Here is a 7,138-nt window from a genome sequence, read left to right as displayed (position 1 = left end):
GCCCAGATCCTCCCCCTCTGGGGGAGGTGGCCCGGAGGGCCGGAGGGGGTCAGCGCGGCGTTGCGATCAGCGCGGCCAAGCGCCGCACCCCTTCATCCATCTGCTCGGGCGGCAGCAGCGAATAGCTGAGGCGCAGGGTGTTCTGCGCCGGGGCCTCGGCGAAGAACGGGGCGCCGGGCACGAAGGCCACGCGGGCCTCGGCCAGGGCACGCTCCAGCAGGGCCTTGCCGTCGATCCCCTCGGGCAGGGTCAGCCACACGAACATGCCGCCTTCCGGCGAGATCCAGGAGACGTCCTTGGGCATGTGGCGCTCGAGCGCCGCCAGCATGGCCCGCGCCTGGCCGCCATAGGCCCCGCGCAGGCGGTGGAGGTGCTGGTCGTAGCCTTCCGACACCACCCGGTGGGCGACCATCTGGTTGATGGTCGAGACGTGCAGGTCGCCGCCCTGCTTGAGCAGGACCAGTTTCTCGATCGCCGCCTTGGGACCGCAGATCCAGCCGATGCGCAGGGCCGGCGACAGGGTCTTGGACAGGGTGCCGCAGAACAGGGTGCGCGCGGCCTCGATCGAGCCCTTGCGGGCGATGTCGAGCGCCAGCAGCGACGGGATGGCCTCTCCGCCGAACCGCAGCTCGCGATAGGCCGCGTCCTCGATCAACGGGAAGTCCTGGGCGTCGGCGAGGTCGAGCAGGGCCTCGCGCTCGGCCAGGGTCAGGCTGACGCCGGTCGGATTGGCGAAGTCGGGCACGAAGTAGCCCAGGCGCGGCTTGCGGGCCGCCACGGCCTCCTGGGCGGCCGCATCGCCGTCCAGCGCGCCCTCGGGCAGGTCGAGATAGGCCGGCTGGTAGGCGTTGAAGGCCTGCAGCGCGCCCAGATAGGTCGGCCGGGCCACCATCACGTTCGCGCCGGGATCGAGGAACAGCTTGCCCAGCAAGTCGAGCGCCTGCTGCGAGCCGGCGGTCAGCAGCACGTTCTCGGGCTCGCACGGCATGCCGTCGCGGGTCATGCGCTCGGCGATCCAGCGGCGCAGCGGGCCGTGGCCTTCGCTGACGGTGTATTGCAGGGCCTGGGCGGCCTGGGCGCCGTCGGCGAGGATGTCGCCATAGGCCGCCCGGATGGTTTCCGCGGGGAACAGGGCCGGGTCGGGAATGCCGCCGGCGAACGACAGGATGTCGGGCTGCTCAAGCAGCTTCAGCAGTTCGCGGATCTCGCTCGCGCGGATGCCGGCCATGCGCGCGGAAAAGCGCCCGGCCCAGTCTTGGATGGCCGGGTCTTGGATGTCGATGGTCATGGTGGTCGTGTTCTTCGTCGAGACTGATATGTGCGGCGGCCCTGGTCGCTGTCCTGAAAGGGCCGCCTGTCTTTCTGAGCGCGGCGGCTGAGGCCGCCCCTCGGGCGCACGGAGGCGCCCCGCCTGATCCCTAGCGGTCAGGCGCTGCGTACGAGTCCGGTCGGTCCAAGGGAGCGGCGGCGCTGGAAGCGTCGCGGTCCGCGTTCGATCTCGATCATGGCCGCGACCCTACCCGGACCGGACACGGAAGAAAACCCGCCCCGAAGGCCAAGCTCGCGCATCGGCTCAGCGCGGGCCGTTCAGGGTGTCGGTCCAGTCCTCGGTAGGATCGGGCGGGCCGCCGCTCGGCAGGCGCCATTCGCCGCGATAGGTGAAGTCCAGCGTGCCGCACAGCCGCGCCCGGTCCGGCGCGGCCGGATCGTCGCCGAAGGCCTGGATGCGCAGGTCCTGGCGCACGGCGATGCGGCTGAAGCTCAGCCACAGGCGCTTGGAGCCCGGGCAGAAGGCGCGGACATAGACCTTGCCCTGCTCGGCCTTGCCGTCGACCTCGTAGAGGGCGGCGTTGGCGTCGACGCCGCTGATGGCCGCCAGGCCGCCCTTGCCGAGATCCTTTTCGCCGCTCTTGCGCAGCAGGGCCTGGGCCGGCACGCCGGTGGCCAGCACCTTGATCGGCCTGGCGCCCAGCAGGCCCTGGTCGAACAGCACGGTCAGGCCCGCCCCGGTCAGCCGCTTGGCGTCGGCCGAGATCGGGTCGTAGGAGAACATCCGGCGGTCGGCCGCCGCCGAGGTCCCCGCCAGCGCGCTCAGGAGCGCCGTGGAGGCCAGGAACAGCACAAGCCCACGCCTCATCGCTTGGCCCGCAGGTCGACGGCCTGGGCGTCGAATCCGGACAGCCGCCAGGCGCCGCCCTCGCGGGTGAAGGTCAGCAGGCACGGACCGTCTTTCTTGGCCGCGCAGACCCGGCCGTCGCCGGCCGGCCGCAGGGCCGAGGCGATGGCGATCCGGCCCGGGACCGGCCGGTCGGGGGTGTAGCCGTAATAGTTGGCGGCGGCGCGGAACACCTCGGGCCGGATCAGCGCCTCGCCGGCGATGTCGGCCGCCGGGCCGGCCAGGGCGATGACCGCGGCCTGCCAGCCGCCCTTCAGGCCCGAACCGCGCGCCTCCTGCACCAGGCGCGTCTCGATCGCGCCCTTCAGGGCCTGGTGGTCGACCAGGCTGTCGAACGTCGCCCGATCGTTGTTGCGGATCGAGGTCAGCAGGGCGTGCACGTCGCCGGCCGCGTCGTAGCGGTCGGCGGTGGCGCAGGCCGCCAGCGAGGCGGCGGCCGCGGTCAGGGCGAGGAGGGCTCGGATACGCATGGACGAAGGGCTAGCGCTCAATTTCGGCGAATTCCAGTCCCTCGTCTTCCGGCCGGTCAGGCGCGGCTCAGAGCGACCACGTCGTGATCGGCCGCGCGCCACAGCCGTCGGACCTTGCCGCCGACCAGCGGCTCCTCGACCCGCAGGGCGAAATCGAAGACCCCGGAGACCTCGTAGCTGCCCGCCAGGTCGTAGGTCGCCGCCGTGGCGCGATCGGGGGCCAGGCGATCGATCACAGCGCGCCAGTCGGCCTTGAAGGTCGCCTGCAAGGCGTCGAGCGAGACCTCGTAGCGGGTTTCGGCCGGCACCTCGATCTCGACGGTGATCTGGCCGCGGACGCCCACCGCGGCGCTGACGTCGGCGCCGAGCACCAGCCCGGCGGGCGCCGCCACGAACCGGGGCTCCAGCCCGGAGGACAGTTGCAGGCGTTCGCGCCGGAAGCTGGCGACCTCGTCCAGCTCGACCCGGCCGCCCAGGGCCGTCAGGCAGGCCAGCGACTGTTCGGATCCCACGTCGGTGCGCCAGCGATGCTGAGCGGCGCCCGACCCCGTCAGGGTGGCGCTGAACAGGCGCGGCGCCTTGCCGCCGCGGTTGTCGAAGGTCTCGACCGCCACGCGCTTGCTGTCGTTCGGCGCCAGGCTCCTGGTCCGATAGGCGATCCGGGGCGCGCTGAAGCTTGGCCGGTAGGGCCGGAACCGCCAGGTCTGGTGATCGCGGTGATGCCGGTCGTACTCGTAGACGCAGACGCGGCTGCGCTCGTCATAGGGACCGTTGCCGGCGACCTCCAGCAGCTGGTCGCCCCACGGCTTGGCCAATATGGGCGTGGACGCCAGCGCGACATCGACATCCCAGTAGAAGCCCTGGGCGTTCTGTTCGAACGGGACGACCCGGACGGGACCCTGGCCCTGGACCCCGCTGAAGTGCAGGGCCCCGCCGACGCTCCCGGCTTCCGGATGCCGCAGGGCGACCGCCTCGAACCAGTACTTGCCGTCCGTGCCGTGGCGTCGCCACAGCTGGTTGTCGCCGTAGCGGGCCGGGGCGACGCCCACGCGGCAGTCCAGTCCGCCCCAGTCGCCGGTGGGACCGGCGCCATCCGATCCGGCGGCCGTCAGCGCCCAGGGACGCGACCAGTCGCGGCTGACTTCAGACAGGATGATGAAAAGGTCCGCCGCCATTGATGCCCCCGGTAGTGCCCTCGGGCGCGCCCCCCGCGCCGCAAGCGTCACCCTCAGCGGTTGCGCCGCCCGCGTCCACCCGCGCGAGGGCTCATTTTGGGCGGGGCAAAGAAAAAGGGCGCGGATCCGAAGACCCGCGCCCTTCTCATTTTCGGTGACCTAAGTCGCCGGCTCTTAGTCGAGCTGGCGCTTGATCTCCTCGACGGTGAAGCACTCGATGGTGTCGCCGACCTTGATGTCCTGGAAGCCGGCGAACATCATGCCGCACTCCTGGCCGACCGGCACCTCGTTGACCTCGTCCTTGAAGCGCTTGAGCGTCTGCAGGGTGCCGAGTTCGAGCACGACGATGTCGTTGCGGATGATCCGGACCTTGGCGCCCTTGCGGACCACGCCTTCGGTGACCTTACAGCCGGCGACCTTGCCGATCTTCGAGATGTCGAAGGCCTGCAGCACTTCCGCGTTGCCGAGGAAGGTTTCGCGCTGGATCGGGGCCAGCATGCCCGAGAGCACGCCTTTGATGTCGTCCAGCAGGTCGTAGATGATCGCGTAATAGCGGATCTCGACCCCTTCGCGTTCGGCCAGGGCTCGCGCCTGGGCCGAGGCCCGGACGTTGAAGCCGATGACCGGCGCGCCGGCGCCCTTGGCCAGCATGACGTCGCTTTCGCTGATCGCGCCGGCGCCCGACAGGATGATCCGCGCGCGGACCTCGTCGGTCGACATCTTGTCCAGCGAGCCGATGATCGCTTCGGCCGAACCCTGCACGTCGGCCTTGATGACCAGCGGCAGTTCTTTCAGCTTCTTGTCCTGCAGCTTGGCCATCATGTCGGCCATCGAAGCGCCGGCGCCCACCGGGGCCATCGTCTTCTCGCGCTTCTGGCGGATGCGGTACTCGGTCAGCTCGCGGGCGCGGGCTTCGTTCTCGACCACGGCGAAGGCTTCGCCGGGCGAGGGAACGCCGTCCAGACCCAGGATCTCGACCGGCGTGGCCGGACCCGCTTCGGTCAGCTGTTCGTTGCGCTCGTTCAGCAGGGCGCGAACCCGGCCGAACTGGCTGCCGGCGACGACGATGTCGCCGCGCTTCAGCGTACCGCGGTTGACCAGCACGGTGGAGACCGCGCCGCGACCCTTGTCCAGCTTGGCCTCGATCACCACGCCGTCGGCGGTGCGGTCGGGGTTGGCCTTCAGGTCGAGAACCTCGGCCTGCAGCAGGATGGCGTCGAGCAGGTCGTCCAGGCCGGTGCGGGCCTTGGCCGAGACTTCGATGATCTGGGTGTCGCCACCCAGGCTTTCGACGACGATCTCGTGCTGCAGCAGCTCGTTGACCACGCGGGTCGGATCCGAACCCGGCTTGTCCATCTTGTTCACGGCCACGATGATCGGCACTTCAGCCGCCTTGGCGTGCTTGATGGCCTCGATCGTCTGCGGCATCACGCCGTCGTCGCCGGCCACCACCAGCACGACGATGTCGGTGATGTTGGCGCCGCGAGCGCGCATGGCCGAGAAGGCGGCGTGGCCGGGCGTGTCGAGGAACGTCACGCGCTGGCCGTCCTTCAGGCGAACCTGATAGGCGCCGATGTGCTGGGTGATGCCGCCGTGCTCGCCGGCCGCCACGTCGGTGGCGCGCAGGGCGTCGAGCAGGCTGGTCTTGCCGTGGTCGACGTGGCCCATGATGGTCACGACCGGAGGACGGGCCTCCAGGTGATCGTCGTGGTCCTCGGCGCCGATGAAGCCTTCTTCGACGTCGGCTTCCGACACGCGGCGCACGGTGTGACCGAACTCGGTCGCCACCAGCTCGGCGGTGTCGTTGTCGATGACGTCGTTGATCTTCAGCATCACGCCCTGACGCATCAGGAACTTGATGATCTCGACGCCGCGCACGGCCATCCGGTTGGACAGCTCCTGCACGGTGATGACGTCGGGGATCACGACCTCGCGGGCCACGCGGGCCTGCTCGACCGCGCCGCCGCGGCGCTTTTCCTTTTCGCGTTCACGGGCCCGGCGAACCGAGGCCAGTGAGCGCATGCGGTCGGCGGACTCCCCATCACCGGCCACGGCCTGGATGGTGAGGCGGCCTTCACGGCGCTGCGGAGCGCCCTTGGCGCGCGAAACGGCCTTGTTCGGCGCGTTGTTGGCCTTGCGGCGATCGTCGTCCTCGTCCGGACGGCGATCGGTCAGGCCGCCGCCGGGCCGCGGGGCCGAGCGGGTGGCGCGCTGGATTTCCGGGGTCGCCGGAGCCGAGGCGGGAACGCCGGGACGCGGACCGCGCGGACCACCGGGGCCGCCAGGACCACGGGGACCGCCGGGCGCCGGGCGCGGAGCCAGGGCCGAATAGCGGACGGTCTGCTGCGGACGGTCGCCTTGCGGACGATCACCCTGCGGGCGGTCGCCGCCCGAACGGTAACCACCGCCGCCGCCAGCGCCGCCTTCCGGACGCGGACCACGCGGACGGTCGCCGTCCGGACGCGGAGCGCGCTGGTTGTACGGGCCATCCTGACGGGGGGCGCGTTGATTGTAGGGGCCGTCCTGACGCGGCGCACGCTGGTTGAACGCGCGGTCGCCCTGCGGACGATCGCCTTGCGGGCGATCCCCTTGAGGACGGTCGCCGTGCGGGCGATCGCCGCCCGGAGTCGGACGATAGGTCGTGGTCGTCGGACGATCGTCGCGGCGCTCACGGCTGGGTTCGTAGGTGCGGGTCTGGCCGGGCGACGCGGCGGCGGGGCGAGGGCCCTCGCTGCGCGGCGCTTCGGCGCGCGGGGCGACCGGCGCGGCGGGAGCCGGGGTCGGCGCGGGCGTCGGGGCCTGAGCCACCGGGGCCTGGGCCACGGGAGCCGGAGCCGCCGGAGCAGCGGCCGGCTTCGCAGCGGCGGCTTCTGCCGCCGCCTTCGCGGCGGCGGCCTTGGCCGCGGCTTCCCGAGCCGCGTTCGCCTCGGCGGCGGCGCGGGCCTCGGCGGCGCGGCGTTCGGAAGCCTGGCGCTCCTGGTTCTCGCGAGCGGCTTCGATGGCGCGCTGGCGAGCGCGCATCTCGTCCTGCGACAGACCGCCGGCCGACGAACCGCCGCCACCGCCCTGTCCTTGCGGACGCGGAGCGTCGTAGCGACGCTCGGCCTGCGACGGCGCGGCGAGGTTGCCGGCGGCGGGCGCATGCGGACGCGTGCGCTTGGTCTCGACGACCACCGTCTTCGTCCGGCCGTGGCTGAAGCTCTGCTTCACAACGCCGGCGCTCACCGAGCCCTGGCGGGGCTTCAGGGTGATGGGGGCTCGCCCACCGGGGTTGGAACCAGGCCGACCGTTATCGTTCTCGTCGCTCATGCGCTCGC

5 protein-coding genes are annotated in these 7,138 nt (G+C 71.5%); all 5 read right to left on the bottom strand.

Features of this window, described 5'->3' with window-relative positions:
- Positions 1–49 precede the first annotated feature (49 nt).
- The 5 genes from AC07N1_RS05615 to infB all read right to left on the bottom strand — a co-directional run bounded on the left by AC07N1_RS05615 (position 50) and on the right by infB (position 7,130).
- Positions 50–1,288 (bottom strand): aminotransferase-like domain-containing protein, encoded by a 1,239-nt coding sequence (locus AC07N1_RS05615; RefSeq protein ID WP_494670907.1) that lies wholly within the window; start codon positions 1,286–1,288, stop codon positions 50–52.
- A gap of 285 nt (positions 1,289–1,573) precedes the next feature.
- Positions 1,574–2,137: a hypothetical protein gene (locus tag AC07N1_RS05610; RefSeq protein WP_494670906.1), complete on the bottom strand. Its 564-nt coding sequence runs from the start codon at positions 2,135–2,137 to the stop codon at positions 1,574–1,576.
- Entirely contained in the window at positions 2,134–2,646 is a 513-nt protein-coding gene (locus AC07N1_RS05605) for a DUF2939 domain-containing protein (protein ID WP_494670905.1), read from the bottom strand. The genes AC07N1_RS05610 and AC07N1_RS05605 overlap by 4 nt, the downstream gene beginning before the upstream one ends.
- 56 nt (positions 2,647–2,702) lie before the next feature.
- A complete protein-coding gene (locus AC07N1_RS05600; RefSeq protein WP_494670904.1) occupies positions 2,703–3,821 on the bottom strand; it encodes a hypothetical protein in 1,119 nt (372 codons plus the stop codon).
- Between the two features lie 174 nt (positions 3,822–3,995).
- Positions 3,996–7,130 (bottom strand): translation initiation factor IF-2, encoded by a 3,135-nt coding sequence (gene infB, locus AC07N1_RS05595; protein ID WP_494670903.1) that lies wholly within the window; start codon positions 7,128–7,130, stop codon positions 3,996–3,998.
- Between the last annotated feature and the right edge of the window lie 8 nt (positions 7,131–7,138).

Source organism: Caulobacter sp. GW821-FHT09B11 (assembly GCF_059418205.1).
This window is presented reverse-complemented; position numbering and strand designations above follow the sequence as displayed.

Bases quoted from the DNA above. Each gene is read 5' to 3' on its own strand.
- AC07N1_RS05615 (WP_494670907.1), bottom strand. From the start codon at position 1,288: ATGACCATCGACATCCAAGACCCGGCCATCCAAGACTGGGCCGGGCGC.
- AC07N1_RS05610 (WP_494670906.1), bottom strand. From the start codon at position 2,137: ATGAGGCGTGGGCTTGTGCTGTTCCTGGCCTCCACGGCGCTCCTGAGC.
- AC07N1_RS05605 (WP_494670905.1), bottom strand. From the start codon at position 2,646: ATGCGTATCCGAGCCCTCCTCGCCCTGACCGCGGCCGCCGCCTCGCTG.
- AC07N1_RS05600 (WP_494670904.1), bottom strand. From the start codon at position 3,821: ATGGCGGCGGACCTTTTCATCATCCTGTCTGAAGTCAGCCGCGACTGG.
- infB (WP_494670903.1), bottom strand. From the start codon at position 7,130: ATGAGCGACGAGAACGATAACGGTCGGCCTGGTTCCAACCCCGGTGGG.